This is a genomic window from Mesorhizobium sp. YL-MeA3-2017 (assembly GCF_030814575.1).
GTDB lineage: Bacteria > Pseudomonadota > Alphaproteobacteria > Rhizobiales > Rhizobiaceae > Mesorhizobium > Mesorhizobium terrae.
The window spans coordinates 747,746-764,015 of record NZ_JAUSVH010000001.1 but is presented as its reverse complement, the minus strand read 5'-3'; the positions used below and the strand labels follow the sequence as shown (position 1 = coordinate 764,015).

Genomic DNA, 16,270 nt, shown 5'->3' with positions numbered 1-16,270 from the left:
ATGATGCTGATGGGGAAATCTTATGCCAATGTATCGGCTCCATCCGGCAGCTCTGTTCGGGCGGTGCCGGGATGGCGCGCAGGGAGTGAGACGATGGATGCCGCAATGCTCAAGAATCTCCAGGCCCCGCTCAAGGAGGCCTATCGCGAGACACCCGAGAAGGCGCTCATCACTTTGCGCGCCAAAGGCTCGATCGACGACCAGTCGATCGCCTGCAAGGTCGAGACCGGCCGTGCCTTGGCGATAGCCGGGCTTCATCCGGCAACCGGCGGCAGTGGATTGGAGCTGTGCTCCGGCGACATGCTGCTGGAAGCGCTCGTCGCCTGCGCGGGCGTCACGCTGAAGGCGGTCGCAACCGCGCTCGAGTTCCAGCTGGCGGCGGCGGCGATCACGGCCGAGGGCGATCTCGATTTTCGCGGCACGCTGGGCGTTGCCAGGGATACGCCGGTCGGCTTCCGGGCGGTGAGGTTGGGGTTCCAGTTGCAGACGGACGAACCACAGGAGCGGATCGATTCGCTTGTGAAACTCACCGAGCGCTACTGCGTGGTGTTGCAGACGATCAACCAGCGGCCCGATCTGTCGGTAACGGCACACAGGGTCTAGCGGGCCCCGCCGCGCAGCAACACGTTCAAGCCGATTGCCATCACCTTGGCCGACTGGACCATGTCGTCGATGCCGACCCATTCGTCCGGCCGATGGGCGAGATCGAGAATGCCGGGCCCGTAGGCAATGCAATCGAACAGATGGCCAATGCGGGCAACGTGTTTCTGGTCATAGGTGCCGGGCGAGATCACATAAGCGGGCTCGCGCTCGAACACCTGCATGATGCCTTCGGCCACGGCCTTGACCACCGGCGCGTCGCGCTCGGTCATGGTCGGCTGGACCTCCATGACGTCGCGGATGCGGTAATCGAACCTGGCGCGCTCGCGCTTCAAGCGGTCGAGGATGTCGGTCACCTCGCGCTTCACTTCATCGATCCTTTCTTCCAGCAGGAAGCGGCGGTCGATGGTGAGGCGGCACGAATCCGGCACGTTGGGCGAGGGCAGGCCCGGCCTGAAGTCCTCGGTCTGGCCGCCATGGATGGAATTGATGTTCATGGTGGAGCGGCGCGCGCCCTCCGGCACCACCGGCATCGACGTCTGCTTCTTGTCCAGCGCCGGGAACAGGTCCGCCTCGAAGGCCGCCAGGACCGCGCCCATGTGGCGAACCGCATTGTCACCGAGGAACGGCATCGAGCCATGGGCGATTTCGCCCAGCGTCTCGATCTCCGCCCACCATACGCCGCGATGGCCGAGGCAGATGCGGTCCTTGTTCAACGGTTCTGGAATGATGACGTGATCGACCTTCGGCTTTGAGAAATAACCCTTGCTGGCCAGATAGGCGACGCCGCCGAAGCCGCCCGATTCCTCGTCCACCGTGCCCGATATCTCGATCGCGCCGGGAAAGTCAGGATAGGCATCCATGAAGGCTTCAACGGCGATGATGGAGGCGGCGAGGCCGCCCTTCATGTCGCAGGCGCCGCGGCCATAGACCCGGCCATCCTTCACCACACCGGCAAAGGGATCGACGGTCCAGCCTTCGCCGGCCTCGACCACGTCGATGTGGGAGTTGAAATGCACGGTCGGTCCCGGCGTGCGCCCATCGAAGCGGGCAACGACATTGACACGCGGATAGCGGTCGTTGTCGCCGGGCGTGCCTTCGCCACGGACCAGTTCCGTCTCGAAGCCGCGTTTCTTCAGGCGCTCGGCGATGTATTCCGCGCATGGCCGGTAGGCTTCGCCGGGTGGGTTGACCGTCGGGAAGCGGATCAGGTCAGCGGTCAGCGCGACGAGGTCGTCGGTGCGTGCATCGATGCCATGCAAGAGTCGGTCGGTCATTGGGCGAAGTTGAGCAGGGAAAGACGTCACCTTGCAAGCCTAGCGATTGAGCCAAACAGCGTCAGCACGTGGCGCAGCTGCAGCCGTGGGAAGAAACGCTGGGCGTTCACACGTTCGCGATTGGCGGAAGATCAATAGCCTTTGTGTAAGCTGGCTCACTGTTCTTTTAACATTTGAAAGATAGTGTGAAGCGGCAGGCACGCGGAGACACAGGAGCAAGCAAGGGGAAGTATGCTCATGAAAAGGTCCGTTTTACTGGGCGGGATTTTTGCGATGGCACTGCTTGGGGTGCTGTCGGAAGCGAAGGCAGACAGTCTCGTCGCCAGGATCAACATTTCTACACAGACGATGACCGTCAGTCGTTACGGCGAGGTGCTCTATCGCTGGAGCGTTTCGACGGCGCGCAAGGGTTACGTCACGCCGAGCGGAAGCTGGCGGCCGAAGCGTTTGCACCGGATGTGGTATTCGCAGAAATACGACAATTCGCCGATGCCATGGTCCGTCTTCTACAATGGCGGCTTTGCCGTGCACGGCACCAATGCGGTCCGTCAACTCGGACGGCCGGCGTCGCATGGTTGCGTGCGGCTCTCTACGGCCAACGCCGCCACATTCTACGCGCTGGTCAAGGAAGTCGGCATGAGCGGCACACGCATCGTGGTGACGAACTAAACTGGCATCGATAAAGTCAGACAGGCCGGCGATCAGGCCGGCCTTCTCGTGCCGGCTTCATCGGCGGAGGTTTTGCGCGATCGCTACGATTCTTAGTGCCGTTTGCTCGCATCCGGCATCATTTGAATAATGAAACATCCATAACCGCCGGTTTCACGCATTTCCTTTCTTCGATGCCCTCGATAGTACTTCGGTGTGAGGAGCTATCGATGAGTCCCAAGCCGTATGTGGCTCTGTCCGAACCCGTCGCTGACGAGGTCCGCAAGACGACCTGCTACATGTGCGCGTGCCGCTGCGGCATCAACGTGCACATCAAGGACGGCAAGATCCGCTACATCGAGGGCAATCGCGACCATCCGGTCAACAAGGGCGTTCTGTGCGCCAAGGGTTCGGCCGGCATCATGCAGCACTATGCGCCAGCGCGTCTGCGGGCGCCGCTGAAGCGGGTGGGGCCGCGCGGTTCCGGCAAATTCCAGGAGATTGGCTGGGACGAGGCGCTGGCGATCGCCACCGGCTGGCTGGACAACGTGCGCCGCGACGATCCGAAGAAGCTCGCCTTCTTCACCGGGCGCGACCAGTCGCAATCCCTGACCGGCTTTTGGGCGCAGCAGTTCGGCACGCCGAACTATGCCGCCCATGGCGGTTTCTGCTCGGTCAACATGGCCGCCGCCGGCATCATGACCATTGGCGGCGCCTTCTGGGAGTTCGGCCAGCCGGACTGGGAGCGGACGAAGCTGTTCGTTTTGTTCGGGGTGGCGGAGGATCACGATTCCAACCCGATCAAGATGGGCATCGCCAAACTGAAGCGGAATGGTGCCCGTTTCGTCTCGGTCAACCCGGTGCGCACCGGCTACTCGGCGGTAGCCGACAACTGGATCGGCGTGCGGCCCGGCACTGACGGCCTGTTGATCCTGGCCATCGTGCATGAGCTCCTGAAGGCGCGCCGCATCGATGTCGACTATCTGGTGCGCTATTCCAATGCCACCTGGCTGGTGATCGACGCCCCGGGCACCGCCGAGCACGGCCTGTTCGCGCGGGATGGCGAGGGCAAGCCGCTCGTCTTCGAAAGCGTGACGGAACAGGTCGTTGCGGCAGGCGCCAGGGGGGCAAGGGCAGCGCTTTCCGGCCGCGTGCAACTGGCCGATGGTCGTTTCGCGGTACCGTCCTTCCAGTTGCTCGCCGAAAAATACCTGGACCCGAAATACGCGCCGGAAGCCGTGGCCGGGGAAACCGGCGTCGCGGTCGAGACCATTCGCGGGCTGGCGGCGGAGATCGGCCGCGTGGCCTTCGACGAGACGATAACGATCGAACAACCGTGGACCGACATCAACGGCCAACGCCATGAAGCCTTTGTCGGGCGGCCGGTGTCATTCCATGCCATGCGCGGGATTTCGGCGCATTCCAACGGCTTCCAGACGGCGCGGGCGCTGCATATGCTGCAGGTGCTGATCGGCGCGGTCGATTGCCCGGGCGGGTTCCGCTTCGAGCCGCCTTATCCCAAGCCCGTGACGGCGCATCCGACGCCGCATGGACGGGCCGAGCATTTCGGCTCCAACAAGCCGCTGTCAGGGCCGCATCTAGGCTTTCCGCGCGGGCCGGAAGATCTTTTGATCGATGCCGAGGGTAAGCCGACCCGTATCGACAAGGCGTTTTCTTGGGATGCGCCGCTTTCGGTGCACGGGTTGATGCATATGGTCATCGCCAACGCCCATGCCGGCGATCCGTATCCGATCGACGTGTTGTTCCTCTACATGGCCAACATGGCCTGGAACTCGTCGATGAACACCGCGGGCGTCATCCGCATGCTTGAGGACAAGGACACGGAGACTGGCGAATACAAGATCCCGAAGATCATCTATTCGGACGCCTATGCCTCCGAAATGGTCGCCTATGCCGACCTCGTCCTGCCCGATACCACCTATCTCGAACGGCATGACTGCATTTCGCTGCTCGACCGGCCGATCTCGGAGCCGGATGCCGTGCAGGATGCCATCCGCTGGCCGGTGGTCGAGCCGGACCGCGACGTGCGCGGCTTCCAGAGCGTGCTGATCGATCTCGGCGCGCGCCTCAGATTGCCCGGTTTCGCCGACAACCACGGCAAGCCGTTGTACAAGGATTACGCTGACTACATCGTTCGCCACGAACGCCGGCCGGGCATCGGCCCTCTGGCCGGGTTTCGCGGTCTCAACGGCGATCGCGCCGGGCGCGGCGCCGCCAATGCCGAGCAATTACAACGCTATATCGACAACGGTTCGTTCTTTTCGGCGCATATCCCGCTGGAGGCGCAGTTCTTCAAACACGCCAACCAGGCCTATCAGGACTTCGCCGTGCGTATGGGCTTCTTCGACACGCCGCAGCCCGTCACCTTCCAGCTCTACCAGGAATCGCTGCAGAAATTCCGCTTGTCGGCGCAGGGGCTGCGCGAACCAATCGCGCCTGAAACGCACCGCGAGCGCATCCTCGCAAGCTTCGATCCGCTGCCTGACTGGTACCGGCCGTTCGGCGAGGCGATGGTCGACAGAGGAGAGTTTCCCTTGCACGCCATCACCCAGCGCCCGGCGGCGATGTATCATTCCTGGGGCTCGATGAATGCCTGGTTGAGGCAGATCCACACGTCGAACGCGCTTTATGTACCGGGGCCGATCTGCGACCGGCTGGAGCTCGCCGACGGCGACTGGGTATGGCTGATCTCGCATCACAGCCGCATCAAAGTGCCGGTCCAGCGCATGGAGGCAGTCAATTCTTCGACAGTGTGGACGTGGAACGCCATCGGCAAGCGGGAAGGCGCCTGGGGGCTGAATCGCGATGCGCCGGAAGCACAAAAGGGCTTCCTGATGAATCACTTGATCCACGAACTTCTCCCATCGCGGGAAGACGGCCGGCGATGGTCGAATTCCGATCCGATCACTGGCCAGGCTGCCTGGTATGACCTCAGGGTTCGTATCGAAAAGGCCGACAAGGGCGCGGTGAGCGAGCCGCATTTCTCGACACTCGCCGAACCGGGTAAAGCGCGAGCGCATCCCACCGAATTGCGCTACGGACAGGAGTGGGCATCATGACCAGCCTGCCTGCGTTGCCCACGCCTAAAAAACTCGGCCTCGTCATCGATCTCGACGTCTGCGTCGGCTGCCATGCCTGCGTCGTCAACTGCAAGGAATGGAATACCGGCGGTTATGGCGCCGCGCTGTCCGATCAAAACCCCTATGGTGTCGATGTTTCCGGTGCCTGGCTGAACCGCGTCCACTCCTTCGAGGTAATGCCGGAGGGCGGCCAGATCGTCGGCGAGGCGGGTGAAGCGCGCATCGTGCATTTCCCCAAATCCTGCCTGCATTGCGAGGACGCACCCTGCGTTACCGTCTGCCCGACGGGCGCTTCCTACAAGCGTGCCGAAGACGGCATCGTGCTGGTCGATGAGGACAAATGCATCGGCTGCGGCCTCTGCGCCTGGTCGTGCCCCTATGGCGCGCGTGAAATGGACCTTGCTGCCGGGGTGATGAAGAAGTGCACGCTGTGCATCGACCGCATCTACAACGAAACGCTGGAAGAGGTGGACCGGCAGCCGGCCTGCGTGCGTACTTGTCCCGCCAACGCCCGCCATTTCGGCGATCTCGCGGACCCATCTTCCGCGGTCTCGATCATGGTGGCGCAACGTGGCGGCATCGACCTGATGCCGGAGCAGGGGACGCGCCCGACAAACAAATACCTGCCGCCACGGGCGCGGACGCCGCTGGCGGCGAGCGCGGGTCTGGTGGGGAAGGCCGAAGACACAAGCGGCGCCACCGGCTTTTTCGCCTGGCTCGACGGCATGCTGGACCGTATCTGATCCATGCATCCGGCCTTTTCCATCATCGTTTTCACAACGCTTTCCGGGCTCGGCTACGGGCTGGCGGCGGTGCTGGGGCTTGGCCTGCTCGACCCTGCGGCGGTCGCCACCAAGCTCGCCTACATGACGGCGCTGGCGCTGATCGCAGGCGGGCTCTTGTCGTCGACCCTGCATCTCGGCAACCCGCAACGTGCCTGGCGGGCGCTTTCGCAATGGCGGTCGAGCTGGCTGTCGCGGGAGGGCGTGCTGTCGTTGCTGACCTTCGTGCCGCTTATCGTGTCGGCCTGGCTCTCGGTCGTCTACGGACGCTATTCGGCGCCCTTTGGGATTGCCGCAACCGTGCTGTCGCTCGCCACTGTCTTCTGCACGTCGATGATCTATGCGTGCCTGAAATCGGTGCAAGCCTGGCATACGCGGCTGACGCCGGCCTGTTATCTGCTGTTTTCGCTGGCTGGCGGGTCGCTGCTCGGCGCGATGTTCGCGACTGCTGGTGGTCGCGGCGGCATTCCGCTGTTGTTGCCGGCGCTGGTTTTCCTCATCGCGGCCTGGGCGGTGAAGATCGCCTGGCTGCGCAATCTCGACGGCCTGGTGCCATTGTCGACACCGGAAAGCGCCACGGGGCTCGGCGCCATCGGCCGCGTGCGGCTGTTTGAGCGGCCGCATGTCACCGAAAACTACCTGACCAACGAAATGGGTTTCCGCGTCGCGCGCAAGCATGCTGAAAAACTGCGCAGGCTGGCGCTGTTGCTCGGCGGGCTATTGCCTGGAGGGCTGATCTTCCTGGTGCTGGCCGCGCTGATGGCTGGCGCAAACGCGGGTTTGGCCGCGACCTTAACCCTGGCGGTCGCGGCGCTTTCCCACGTCGTCGGCATGTTTGTCGAACGCTGGCTGTTCTTTGCCGAAGCGCGCCACGCGGTGATGAATTATTACGGTGGGTAAGAATTTTCGACGCGACTGATCGCGTTCTCGATCCGCAATCGAAGCGGGTCGGTCGGGTCAGTTGCCGGCGATAGCCGGCTTGGCCGCCTTTTTCTTGCGCACGTTGCGCAGCCGCTTCGCCAATCGCCTGAGTGCCGCGAACTTTTCACCCGGTTTCGCCGGCTGCTGGCCGCCCCACGGCGTCCACAAGGCAACGCCCTTCTGTCTGATCTGTTCGTCCGTCATCGCCCACAACCCTGCCACGACGTCACTGTCCGGCAAAAAAGTTAACGATCAAGTGCGGCGGAAGTTGTGCATTTTCACGATCTCGCACGTAGCGCGGATCAATTTCGTGCGACCACAGCGATGGCAAGGCGGATTGCACCAAATCAAAGTGCTGGAGCGTCCTTTGCACGTCCGAACGGACACGCGGCGCTCTAGCGGGTGCGGCCCCTGATCTGCCAGCGCTTGTGGAACCACATCCACTGGCCGGGATCGTCGCGCACCCAACCTTCAACCGTGTCATTCATCAATTGCACTGTCGCGGCGACGTCCAGTTGGCCTGCTGCGTTGCGCGGCAAATCGAGCTTGTCGCAAAGGGTGAGCCGGAACCTGTTGCCGGGCAGGCGCACGGAAAAAACGGGATAGACATCGCACTCGAACTGCCGCGCCAGCTTCGGCACCAGCGGGCTGGTCTGGCACTGCCTGCCGAAGAAGGTGGAAAGCACCCCGTTGGTGAACTTCTGGTCGACCAGCGCGCCGACATTACTGCCGCGCTCCAGAACCTGCGCCATGGCGAAAGACACGCCGTTCTTCGACGCGAGCAGTTCGCCCATCGTCGCCGCGCGCGTCTTGAAGATGTATTCGGCGAGATAGGGATTGTTCGGGGCGCGAAACAACGCCGAGACCGAAAGGTCGAAGGTGGCGGCGGCCACCGGCAGCAACTCGAAATTGCCCATATGCGCGGTGAAGAAGATGTGCGGCTTCTTCTCGTCGCGAATTTTCAGGAACAGTTCCTTGCCGATGACCTCGACGCGGCCCGGCGTCTCGGCATCGGGGTCGTAGTCGAAGAGTTGGCCGAGGAAGACATATTCCCCGGCCAGGCGCCCCATATTGCCCCACATGTCGGAGGCGATCTTTTCGATCTCGGCCTCGCTCTTGTCCGGGTAGGCTTCCTTGATGTTGGCGATCGCCACACGATGGCGGCCAACCATCGGACCTATCTTGCGCGTTACGCGGTCGATGAAGGAAAGCGCGCGGTCGGGCGGCAGCAAGCGCAGGATCGCCAGGAGCGCCATGGCGACACGCGCGGTGAGCCAATATTCCGCGACTTTCAGGCCGCGCAACGTCTTATAGACGAGCGGGCGCAGCATCGGTTCCCGCGTGCCGGCCATCAGCCCACGCGCAGGATGATTTTGCCGAAGACGTCGCGGCCTTCCATGCGCTTCAACGCCGCGTCGATGCCGCTGAAATCGACCTCGGTGTCGATGACCGGGGCAACGAGGCCGGCGGCCATCTTTTGCATCGCATTGGCCATGTTCTCCATGCGGCAGCCGAAGGAGCCGAGCAGCTTCAATTGCTGCTGGAAAAGCATCATCAGGTTAATCTCGGTGGAGACGCCGGAGGTCGAGCCGCAGGTGACGAGGCGGCCGCCGCGCTTGAGGGAGAACATCGAGCCGGCCCAGGTGTCCTTGCCGACATGTTCGAAGACGACGTCGACGCCCTTCTTCTTGGTGATCTTGCGCACCGCGCCCTCGAAGCGATCCTCGCGGTAGTTGATGACGTGGTCGGCGCCGAGCGCCTTGGCCTTCTCGATCTTGTCGTTGGAACCGACGGTGGTGATGACGGTGCAGCCGATCTTCTTGGCAAGCTGGATCGCGGCCGAGCCGATGCCGGAGCCGCCGGCATGGACAAGGATCGTTTCACCCGGTTCCAGCTTAGCGTTGTCGAACAGCATATGCTCAACCGTGCCGAAGGTGACCGGCGCGACGGCCGCACCGATAGCGTCGACGCCAGGAGGGGCGGGCACCAGCAGGCGGGCGGGAAGGTTGATCTTCTCCTGCGCGAAGCCGTCGAGATGGAAACCGTGCACGCCGCCGACATGCTCGCACAGATTGTCGCGCTTCTCGCGGCAGGCGCGGCACAGCCCGCAGGTGCGCGCGCCATAGATCGAGACGAGCTGGCCGGGAACCAGGTTCGAGACGCCGGGGCCGACCGCCTCGACCTCGCCGGAGGCCTCCGCGCCGACGGTGAGCGGCAGCTTGCGCTTGGCAAAGGCCATGCCGCGCCAGCCCCATACGTCGATGTGGTTCAGCGCCACGGCCTTGATGCGCAGCGTCACTTCGCCAAGAGCAGGCGGCGGCGGCGGAGCGATATCGACGATTTCGAGCCGCCGATCCTCGATGAGTTGCAGTGCGCGCATATGGTCTTGCGTCCAGTTATGTTTTCGAAAGAGGAAAACAGGGCAATAAGGGAATAGGGCTGCAAGGCAATAGGTTCAGGCGAAATAGCAGGAATCAAGCCGCAATTCGCTGCTCGTCGCCCTACGGCCTTATTCCCTATTCCCTTCTTGTCTGCGCCGTAGCGCCCCAGAGCGCTGCCTTAAACAGGTTCCCGCGCCATGACAAGGCAAGTGTTCTGGCCGCCGAAGCCGAAGGAATTGGACAGAACCGTGCCGACCTTGGCCTCGCGCTTCCTGTTCGGCACCACGTCCAGCGCGATCGCGGGGTCGGGGTTGTCATAGTTGATGGTCGGCGGAATGACGCCTTCGCGCATGGTCATCAGCGAGAAGGCTGCTTCGATGGCGCCCGCTGCCGACAGCGTGTGGCCGATCATCGACTTGTTGGACGAGATCGGGATCTGGCTAATGCGCTCGCCGAAGACAGTGGACAGCGACATATGTTCCATCTTGTCGTTTTCCGGCGTCGAGGTGCCGTGCGCGTTGATGTAGTCGATCTCGTCCTCGGAAAGGCCGGCGTCGGCAAGCGCTGCCTTGACCGCCGCGATGGCCGGCGAACCGTCCGGCTTGGAGCGGGTGCGGTGGAAGTCGTCGGCCTTTTCGCCGCAGCCGCGCAGGATTCCGAGCACGGTAGCACCGCGCGCCAGCGCGCTTTCCAGCGATTCCAGCACGAGCGCAGCCGAACCTTCGGCGAGCACGAAGCCGTCACGATCCTTCGAGAAGGGCTTCGAGGTCTTTTCCGGCACGTCGTTGGAAGTGGACAGCGCCGAAAGCAGCGAGAAGCGGATCAGCGCCTCGGCGGTGGCCGAGCCGTCGGCGCCGATTGAGAGCGCACGTTCGCATTCGCCGCGGCGGATCGCCTCGACGCCGAGCTGGATGGCGGTGGCGCCCGAAGCGCAGGCGGTGGAGAGCGTGATTGGCAGGCCGGTCGTGCCGAAAGCGTCGGCCAGGCGATCGGCAATGGTGCCGAACTGCGCGGAATCGAACATGTCAGAGGAATTCAGTCCGCGCGCAACTTCCAGGATGCGATCGGAGGCATTTTCCCGATCGCCGCCCTTGTAGAGCGCCAGCCTGTCATGCCAGTCGAGCTCGACCGGCGGCGAGGCGAGGAAGAGCGGGCCGCCGAAATTCTCGGCGTCGATGCCGGCCTCGGCGACGGCCTCGCGCGCAGCCGTTTCGGCCAGCTCATAGGTCAGTGCGCTGGCGCCCTTGCTGCTCGACGGCAGGAAATCGACCATGCCGGAGACGCGGGTGTTGAGCTGGTCGACGGGGAAGCGGGTGATGGGGTGGATGCCGGACTTGCCGGCGGTCAGGGCCGCCCAGTTATCGGCCTTGCCGATGCCGAGCGACGTGACCACGCCGATGCCGGTAACGGCAACAACCGGCCTGCCCAGATGATCTTTCAGCTTCGCCATGCCTCAATCCTCGACCGTTTTCGCCTTGCGCCGCGATCCAACCCCGCCGCCATGCGGCCAGCAGGTGCCGCTTAAGCGGCGCTGACCAGCGCCAGTCCCTCGAATTGGTGATAGCCGACCGCTGTTGCCAGTACCTGCTCGGGAATTCCGTCGAAATTGCGCTCGGATGCCGCGTCGAAGGTCGGGTAGGGCGCCTTGTTGTGGATGGCAAGTGCGGCCAACGCCACGGCGAAGGGGAACTGCGCTTCCTTCATGTGGCCGGTTAGCGTGCCGAAGCCGCGCACGGCAAGATTGGCGCGGGCGTCGAATGCGGCCTTCTCGGCGGTCGTGGCCGCGCGGCCACCCGAGGCACCCGACAACGCCAGAAGCGGGCCGGCTGGCAGGTTTGCGGTGCCAAGCAGTGCCTCAATACCGGCGCTTAGTTCGCCGCGCTTGCGGCGCGCGCGACCGGACTGGACCGGGCCGAGTTCGGCGTAGATGCGGCCACCACGCTTTTCGGCATGTTCGCGGCTTTCCAAAACGAGGAAAGCGCCGCCGGAACCGGAGACGACGCCGCCGCCTTCCGAAGCGTCGCGTTGCCAGACGGGCTTCCAGGCTCCCCTGTGCAGGTAGGCGCCGAGCTCGTAGCCCAGAAGCATGTCGGGATGTTCGGTCTGGAAGGCGCCGCCCACCAGCATATGCGTGGACTGGCCGGAGCGGATGCGTGCGGCGGCGGTTTCGACCGCGGCGACGCCGGCACCTTCCTCGCCCATGAAGGTGCGCGAGGAACCGGTCACCTTGTGCACGATCGAGATATTGCCAGCGAGCAGATTGGAAAGCTGCGCCAGAAACAGCGTCGGTCTCAGCTCCGTGGTCAGCTTCTCGTTGAGCAGGACATCGAAGTCGGGCCGGTTTTCGGATGCGGCCAGGATAGCGTTGTCGACCGCCACGTCACGCTCGCCACCGCCGGCGGCAACGACCATGTCCATGGTGGCGCACAGCGCCTCGTCGGTCTTGATGCCGGCATCGTCGAGCGCCAGCCCCGCCACATAGGTGCCCAGCCGCTGCCAGGTTTCCATCTGGCGCTGGTCGCCGCGCTTGGCGATCTGCAGATTCCAGTCGATCTCGGGCAGGGGGTGGACGGTGTAGGGCGCGAAGCGTTCCGAATCGAGCACGGGCTTGGCGCCCGCTGTCGTCAGCTTTTGCCAATGCGCGTTCGGGCCTTCCCCCAAAGAGGAAACGAGGCCGATGCCGGTGATGACGACGTCATGGGATGTCATGGGCGGTTTTTGGGTCAGCGCGCGCCGCCCGTCAAGGGCGGCCGGCGGATGGCCATGCCTGTTCGATCAGGCGGCGTTCTTGGCGGCGACCAGTGCGTCGATCTTGGCGCAGAGGTTCTTCATGACGAAATATTCGTCGGTCGAGGCCTTGCCGTCGTTGACTTCCTGCGTCCACTTTTCGAGAGGCACCTTGATGCCGAATTCCTTGTCGATCGCGAAGACGATGTCGAGGAAATCGAGGCTGTCGATGCCCAGATCATCAATGGTGTGGCTCTCGGGCGTGATCGTGTCGATGTCGATTTCGCTGGTGTCGGCGATGATCTTTGCGACTTTTTCGAACGTGGTGGACAAGGGATCTTCCTTCGATTGCGGGCGGATGCGGTCCGCAGGTGGCTCGGCGCTGTCTAATCGGTTTTCTTGTACAGGGAAAGCCGAAAACGCGGCTTTGCATGGTCTGCGCACCGGCATCTACCGACAGATACAGCCATTTGACGACGAAGGAAGCTGATCGTCCGGCCCGACACGGGTCTAGAAGATGATGCGGCCGAGTACGCGCAGCTTGTCGCCGTCGACGCTCACGATCACCGCTTCGCCTTCGCGGGCACCGGCCCCAGTCAGCGCCTGGATGTTTTCCAGGTGGGTGACCATGACGAGGTTGCCGTCGCCCGAGAAGCCGGCGACCTGTTTGACGACGGCTTCGTTCTGCGCAGCCGCTGCCGCCGCATCCTTGGACAAGAGATCGAGCGGCTCGAACTTCTCCGTCTTGTTGTCCTCGAAGGCGATGCCGGCGGTGTCGAGTGCACGGCAATAGCGGCTGGACAATATCCGATCGATGGGCGCGGCGCGGGCCGCGAACAGCGCACCGATCTTGCGCGCCTGCTGCTTGCCGCGCTCGGACAGTTTCTGTTGCGTCGCGCATGCGTCGATGTCGAAGCCGGCTGGATCGCCACTGCCGGTGACCATGGCGTGGCGCAGCAGCACGACATGGCCGCCAGCCCTGAGCAGCGCCCATCCGGCATCGGTCGCGTGGGCGACGGCTGGCACAAAGGCAAGGAGGAGGGCGAGGGCAAGACGAAACATGGCGGACCTTTCCGCCGTCCCATCGACGCCGGTCTTTTCCATATAGGGACGGCAAAGGCACCGGGAAGGCAAGGCCGGGGTCGTTCGCCGACTGCGTGGCACGGTGTCCCAAGCCTGTAGGCAGGCTGGCGGTTGCGCCGTCCGGGTCGCTCCCCTATCAGTCGGGCGTCGAGGGAAACCATGTCGCCGCTTACCGAAACCGTCCTGTTCGTCTTCGGGCTCGTGGCGCTGGGTTATCTCGCGGGCGTGACCGGCTATCTCAAGGCGCAGAGCGCCGAAGGCGTCGCCGAATTCGCTGTCGGTGTGGCGATGCCGCTGCTTCTGTTCGAGACCATGGTCAAGTCTGATTTCCACGGCGCGGCGCCCTGGTCGCTGTGGGGCGCCTATTTTTCCGCCGTGGCGCTGACCTGGGCCGCTGGGCATCTGGTCACCACCCGCCTGTTCGGGCGCGACCGGCGCACCGGAATCGTCGGCGGCGTGTCGGCTTCCTACTCAAATGTCGTGCTGCTTGGCGCACCCTTCATCCTCGGCATCTACGGGCCGCAGGGCTTCGAGGTGCTGTCATTGATCGTCGCGGTGCATCTGCCGGTCATGATGATGGCCTCGATCGTCATGTTCGAGATGTTCGGGCGGGGCGACGCCCAGGCCGCGCATCCGCTCCGGATATTGCGCCGCTTCCTGCACAAGCTGCTGGTCAATCCGCTGATCATCGGCATCCTCGCCGGTCTCGCTTGGCGCGTCACCGGCGTTCCGCTGCCCGGATTGGTCTCGCGGCTGGCCGAGGCGCTGGGCGGCACGGCGGCGCCGGTTGCCTTGTTCGCCATGGGGCTGGGATTGAACCGCTTCGGCATTTCCGGCCATATCGGCCCGTCGCTTGGGCTGTCGGTGCTCAAGCTGTTCGTGATGCCGGCACTGACCCTGGCGCTGGTCTGGCTGCTTGGCCTGCCGCCGCTGACCGCCAAGGTGGCGGTGTTGGTGGCGGCGCTGCCGTCCGGCATCAATTCCTACCTGATCGCCGTCCAGTTCAACGCGGGCCAGGGGCTCGCCTCCAACCAGATGACGCTCGCCACCGCCTGCGCCGTTGTCACCACCTCGTTCTGGCTGGCGGTCACGGCGCAGGTTTTCGGCTAGATCCGGGCTGCAGGGCTGGATTCGTGCTGGCCCAGTGCTTAGGTTCAGCTATGGCGATTGATCGCAAGCCCGGCTCTGGAGTAAGAGCGGTGGTCCAGTTGCGGCAGTGACGCTGAAAACACCCATCGACCCATTCAAGACCGGTCCGTGAGCGGCCGAAGGGAGGCTAGACCATGCTTCAGAAAACCAGCCATTTCATGCGGCAGGCCAATCTCATCAACGGCGAATGGGTGCAGGCCGATTCCGGCCAGACCATCGACGTCACCAATCCGGCCAATGGCCTGAAGATCGGCACGGTGCCGAAGGCCGGCGCCGCCGAGACGCGCCGCGCCATCGAGGCCGCCCACACCGCCTTCCTGACCTGGCGCAAGACCTCGGCGCTTGAGCGCTCGAAGCTGTTGCGCAAGCTGCACGACGCCATCATGGACAATCAGGACGCGCTGGCCGAACTGCTCACCACCGAGCAGGGCAAGTCGCTGTTCGAATCGCGCGGCGAAGTCGGCTCGTCGGCCGCCTATGTGCTGTGGTTCGCCGAGGAAGGCCGCCGCACCTATGGCGACGTGGTGCCGTCGCCGTGGGCCGACCGTCGCATCATGGTGACCAAGGAGCCGGTCGGCGTCGTCGCCGCCATCACGCCGTGGAACTTCCCGTCCTCGATGCTGGCCCGCAAGCTCGGCCCGGCGCTGGCCGCCGGCTGCACGGCCGTCGTCAAGCCGGCCACGCAGACGCCTTATTCGGCGCTGGCCTGGGGCGCGCTTGCCGAAGAAGTCGGCTTCCCGAAGGGCGTGGTCAACATCGTCACCGGTGCCGCCGGCGAGATCGGCGATGAGCTGTGCTTCAACCCGCTGGTCAAGAAGATCACCTTCACCGGCTCGACCCCGGTCGGCAAGATGCTGATCGAGAAGTCGGCCAAGACGGTCAAGAAGGTGTCGATGGAACTCGGCGGCAACGCGCCATTCATCGTCTTCGATGACGCCAATCTCGACCGCGCGGTCGAGGGCGCCATCACCGCCAAGTTCCGCAATTCGGGCCAGACCTGCGTCTGCACCAACCGCTTCTTCGTGCAGGCCGGCATCCATGACACGTTCGTCGAGAGGCTGGCCGCCGCGACCGCCAAGCTGAAAGTAGGCTCCGGCCTCGAGGATGGCGTGCAGCAGGGACCGCTGATCGACGAGAAGGCGGCGCTGAAGACCGCGGAGTTCGTCGCCGACGCCAAGGCCAAGGGCGGCAAGGTCGAGACCGGCGGCAAGCCGCACGCACTCGGCGGCTCGTTCTTCGAGCCGACCGTGATCAGCGGCGCTACGCCCGACATGATGTTCATGAAGGAAGAAATCTTCGGCCCGGTCGCGCCCGTCTTCAAGTTCGAGACCGAGGAAGAGGCCGTGCGGCTCGCCAACGATACCGAGTTCGGCCTGGCCTGCTATTTCTACACCGGCGATCTCGGCCGCGCCTTCCGGGTCATGGAAGGGCTGAAATACGGCATGGTCGGCATCAATGAAGGGCTGATCACCACGCCGGAAGCGCCGTTCGGCGGCGTCAAGGAATCCGGCCTCGGCAAGGAAGGCGGACATCAGGGCATCGAGGACTACCTCGATACCAAATATGTCTGCATCGGCGGCCTCGGCCTCTGATCGATCAGC

Annotated in this window: 15 protein-coding genes; 7 read left to right on the top strand and 8 right to left on the bottom strand. The window is 63.9% G+C overall.

What is annotated here, in order from left to right; genetic code table 11:
• The first annotated feature begins 93 nt into the window (after positions 1 to 93).
• Complete coding sequence (locus QFZ88_RS03580; protein WP_024926860.1) at positions 94 to 603, top strand: OsmC family protein; 510 nt, start codon at positions 94 to 96, stop codon at positions 601 to 603.
• Here QFZ88_RS03580 and QFZ88_RS03575 read toward each other — a convergent pair.
• On the bottom strand, positions 600 to 1,877 hold the full coding sequence (locus QFZ88_RS03575; protein WP_024926861.1) for an acetylornithine deacetylase/succinyl-diaminopimelate desuccinylase family protein: 1,278 nt from the start codon (positions 1,875 to 1,877) through the stop codon (positions 600 to 602). The two genes, QFZ88_RS03580 and QFZ88_RS03575, sit on opposite strands and share 4 nt — an antisense overlap.
• A gap of 237 nt (positions 1,878 to 2,114) precedes the next feature.
• On the opposite strand from QFZ88_RS03575, the gene QFZ88_RS03570 reads away from it, so the two are divergent.
• The 4 genes from QFZ88_RS03570 (at position 2,115) to QFZ88_RS03555 (ending at position 7,308) form a co-directional block, all read left to right on the top strand.
• The gene (locus QFZ88_RS03570; RefSeq protein ID WP_024926862.1) at positions 2,115 to 2,546 is read left to right on the top strand and encodes a L,D-transpeptidase; all 432 of its coding nucleotides are present in this window, start codon (positions 2,115 to 2,117) and stop codon (positions 2,544 to 2,546) included.
• Between the two features lie 209 nt (positions 2,547 to 2,755).
• Entirely contained in the window at positions 2,756 to 5,605 is a 2,850-nt protein-coding gene (locus QFZ88_RS03565; RefSeq protein ID WP_024926863.1) for a molybdopterin oxidoreductase family protein, read from the top strand.
• Positions 5,602 to 6,369, top strand: coding sequence for a 4Fe-4S dicluster domain-containing protein (locus QFZ88_RS03560; protein ID WP_024926864.1), 768 nt, complete (start codon positions 5,602 to 5,604; stop codon positions 6,367 to 6,369). The genes QFZ88_RS03565 and QFZ88_RS03560 overlap by 4 nt, the downstream gene beginning before the upstream one ends.
• A gap of 3 nt (positions 6,370 to 6,372) precedes the next feature.
• The gene (locus QFZ88_RS03555; RefSeq protein WP_024926865.1) at positions 6,373 to 7,308 is read left to right on the top strand and encodes a dimethyl sulfoxide reductase anchor subunit family protein; all 936 of its coding nucleotides are present in this window, start codon (positions 6,373 to 6,375) and stop codon (positions 7,306 to 7,308) included.
• Between the two features lie 57 nt (positions 7,309 to 7,365).
• Here QFZ88_RS03555 and QFZ88_RS03550 read toward each other — a convergent pair whose 3' ends face one another.
• The 7 genes from QFZ88_RS03550 to QFZ88_RS03520 form a co-directional block, all read right to left on the bottom strand.
• Positions 7,366 to 7,533, bottom strand: coding sequence for a hypothetical protein (locus QFZ88_RS03550; RefSeq protein WP_161773091.1), 168 nt, complete (start codon positions 7,531 to 7,533; stop codon positions 7,366 to 7,368).
• A 191-nt stretch (positions 7,534 to 7,724) separates the two neighbouring features.
• A complete protein-coding gene (locus QFZ88_RS03545; RefSeq protein ID WP_024926866.1) occupies positions 7,725 to 8,681 on the bottom strand; it encodes a lipid A biosynthesis lauroyl acyltransferase in 957 nt (318 codons plus the stop codon).
• Entirely contained in the window at positions 8,681 to 9,709 is a 1,029-nt protein-coding gene (locus tag QFZ88_RS03540; protein WP_024926867.1) for a zinc-binding dehydrogenase, read from the bottom strand. The genes QFZ88_RS03545 and QFZ88_RS03540 overlap by 1 nt, the downstream gene beginning before the upstream one ends.
• Before the next feature lie 179 nt (positions 9,710 to 9,888).
• Complete coding sequence (locus QFZ88_RS03535) at positions 9,889 to 11,160, bottom strand: beta-ketoacyl-ACP synthase (RefSeq protein ID WP_024926868.1); 1,272 nt, start codon at positions 11,158 to 11,160, stop codon at positions 9,889 to 9,891.
• 71 nt (positions 11,161 to 11,231) lie between these two features.
• Positions 11,232 to 12,419, bottom strand: a complete 1,188-nt coding sequence (locus QFZ88_RS03530; protein WP_024926869.1) for a beta-ketoacyl-ACP synthase — start codon at positions 12,417 to 12,419, stop codon at positions 11,232 to 11,234.
• A 66-nt stretch (positions 12,420 to 12,485) separates the two neighbouring features.
• Entirely contained in the window at positions 12,486 to 12,770 is a 285-nt protein-coding gene (locus tag QFZ88_RS03525) for an acyl carrier protein (RefSeq protein ID WP_024926870.1), read from the bottom strand.
• Positions 12,771 to 12,947: 177 nt separating this feature from the next.
• Positions 12,948 to 13,499, bottom strand: a complete 552-nt coding sequence (locus QFZ88_RS03520; protein WP_024926871.1) for a histidine phosphatase family protein — start codon at positions 13,497 to 13,499, stop codon at positions 12,948 to 12,950.
• Positions 13,500 to 13,679: 180 nt separating this feature from the next.
• Between QFZ88_RS03520 and QFZ88_RS03515 the strand changes: the two genes are divergently transcribed.
• Positions 13,680 to 14,630, top strand: coding sequence for an AEC family transporter (locus QFZ88_RS03515; protein WP_024926872.1), 951 nt, complete (start codon positions 13,680 to 13,682; stop codon positions 14,628 to 14,630).
• A 173-nt stretch (positions 14,631 to 14,803) separates the two neighbouring features.
• Positions 14,804 to 16,261 carry an NAD-dependent succinate-semialdehyde dehydrogenase gene (locus QFZ88_RS03510; protein ID WP_024926873.1) on the top strand — a complete coding sequence of 486 codons (1,458 nt, stop codon included), beginning with the start codon at positions 14,804 to 14,806 and terminating at the stop codon, positions 16,259 to 16,261.
• Positions 16,262 to 16,270: the final 9 nt, after the last annotated feature.

Coding starts and splice junctions, on each gene's coding strand:
- QFZ88_RS03580 (WP_024926860.1), top strand. CDS start 94: ATGGATGCCGCAATGCTCAAGAATCTCCAGGCCCCGCTCAAGGAGGCC.
- QFZ88_RS03575 (WP_024926861.1), bottom strand. CDS start 1,877: ATGACCGACCGACTCTTGCATGGCATCGATGCACGCACCGACGACCTC.
- QFZ88_RS03570 (WP_024926862.1), top strand. CDS start 2,115: ATGAAAAGGTCCGTTTTACTGGGCGGGATTTTTGCGATGGCACTGCTT.
- QFZ88_RS03565 (WP_024926863.1), top strand. CDS start 2,756: ATGAGTCCCAAGCCGTATGTGGCTCTGTCCGAACCCGTCGCTGACGAG.
- QFZ88_RS03560 (WP_024926864.1), top strand. CDS start 5,602: ATGACCAGCCTGCCTGCGTTGCCCACGCCTAAAAAACTCGGCCTCGTC.
- QFZ88_RS03555 (WP_024926865.1), top strand. CDS start 6,373: ATGCATCCGGCCTTTTCCATCATCGTTTTCACAACGCTTTCCGGGCTC.
- QFZ88_RS03550 (WP_161773091.1), bottom strand. CDS start 7,533: ATGACGGACGAACAGATCAGACAGAAGGGCGTTGCCTTGTGGACGCCG.
- QFZ88_RS03545 (WP_024926866.1), bottom strand. CDS start 8,681: ATGGCCGGCACGCGGGAACCGATGCTGCGCCCGCTCGTCTATAAGACG.
- QFZ88_RS03540 (WP_024926867.1), bottom strand. CDS start 9,709: ATGCGCGCACTGCAACTCATCGAGGATCGGCGGCTCGAAATCGTCGAT.
- QFZ88_RS03535 (WP_024926868.1), bottom strand. CDS start 11,160: ATGGCGAAGCTGAAAGATCATCTGGGCAGGCCGGTTGTTGCCGTTACC.
- QFZ88_RS03530 (WP_024926869.1), bottom strand. CDS start 12,419: ATGACATCCCATGACGTCGTCATCACCGGCATCGGCCTCGTTTCCTCT.
- QFZ88_RS03520 (WP_024926871.1), bottom strand. CDS start 13,499: ATGTTTCGTCTTGCCCTCGCCCTCCTCCTTGCCTTTGTGCCAGCCGTC.
- QFZ88_RS03515 (WP_024926872.1), top strand. CDS start 13,680: ATGTCGCCGCTTACCGAAACCGTCCTGTTCGTCTTCGGGCTCGTGGCG.
- QFZ88_RS03510 (WP_024926873.1), top strand. CDS start 14,804: ATGCTTCAGAAAACCAGCCATTTCATGCGGCAGGCCAATCTCATCAAC.